The organism is Streptomyces sp. CC53, assembly GCF_001865245.1.
GTDB lineage: Bacteria > Actinomycetota > Actinomycetes > Streptomycetales > Streptomycetaceae > Streptomyces.
The window spans coordinates 1-1,319 of record NZ_MKXB01000134.1 but is presented as its reverse complement, the minus strand read 5'-3'; the positions used below and the strand labels follow the sequence as shown (position 1 = coordinate 1,319).

The 1,319-nt window shown below is 76.8% G+C and carries 1 protein-coding gene; it reads right to left on the bottom strand.

The genetic code is table 11. From position 1 onward, the window contains the following. Positions 1-160 precede the first annotated feature (160 nt). The gene (locus BJP40_RS12375) at positions 161-1,210 is read right to left on the bottom strand and encodes a hemolysin family protein (RefSeq protein WP_071280410.1); all 1,050 of its coding nucleotides are present in this window, start codon (positions 1,208-1,210) and stop codon (positions 161-163) included. Positions 1,211-1,319: the final 109 nt, after the last annotated feature.

Genomic DNA, 1,319 nt, shown 5'->3' with positions numbered 1-1,319 from the left:
GGGCGCGGACGGCTGCGGGCGGGCGCGGACGGGCGCGGACGGGTGGGCGGGCGCGGGGGTGACCGGCCCCCCCGGCCGCGCGCATCGGCTGCCCTCCGGCGTGAACACGGCCGGCGCCCCGGCCGTCCACGCGCAGCGGCCGCACGCAGGCGCGGAGGGGTCAGCCGGCGGAGGCCCGGTGGGGCGGGGTGCGGTGGGAGGGGTCGCGGACCTCGCCCACGAGCACCTCCAGCACGTCCTCCAGAGCCACGAGGCCCAGGACGCGGCCCGAGGCGTCCGCCACCTGGGCCAGGTGGGCGGCCGCGCGGCGGAGCACGGTCAGGGTGTCGTCCAGGGGCAGGTCCGCACGGAGCGTCGCCATCGGGCGCCACACCTGCTGCGGGACCGTGCCGTCCGGGTCCTCCAGGTCCAGGACGTCCTTCACATGGAGGAAGCCCAGGAACGCGCCGCCGCCCGGCGCCCGCACGGGGAAGCGGGAGTAGCCGGTGCGCACGGTCAGGGCCTCCACCTGGGCGGGGGTCACCGACGGGGGCACGGTCACCAGGGCGGTGCCGGGGATCAGCACGTCCCGCACCGGGCGGGTGCCCAGTCCGAGGGCGTCCTCCAGCCGCTCCTGCTCGGCCGGTGCCAGGAGCCCGGCCTGTCCCGCGTCGCCGACGAGGCGGTTGAGCTGCTCGCTGGTGAAGACGGTCTCCACCTCGTCCTTGGGCTCCACCGTGAAGGCCCTCAACACCGCGTGGGAGCAGGCGCCGAGCGCCCTGGTCACCGGGCGGCACAGCTGCGCGAAGGCCACCAGCGGCGGGCCCAGCCACAGCGCCGTCCGCTCCGGCGCAGCCAGGGCGAGGTTCTTCGGGAGCATCTCGCCCACGACGAGGTGGAGGAAGACGACCGCGGCGAGCGCGACGACGTACCCGAGGGGGTGGATCAGGGCCCCCGGCACGTGGAGCGCGTGGAGCAGCGGCTCCAGCAGCCGCGCCACCGTGGGTTCCGCGACCGCGCCCAGCGTCAGGGAGCAGACGGTGATGCCGAACTGTGCCGCGGCCATCATCTGCGGGAGGTTCTCCAGGCCGTGGAGGACCCTGCCCGCCCGCTCGGTGTCCAGGTGCTCGATCTGACTGCGGCGGACGGACACGAGGGCGAACTCGGCTCCCACGAAGAAGGCGTTGCCCAGGACCAGGAGGAGCGCGAAGAGGAGTTGCAGGAGGCTCACCGGGCCGCCGCCTGCACCGTCTGCGTCGCCGTGCCGGGGCCGGCGAGCGCCGGGACCTCCGCGTGGCCGGACCCGCCGCGCGCGGGGGCCGTCGGGCAGGGCGCGGGCC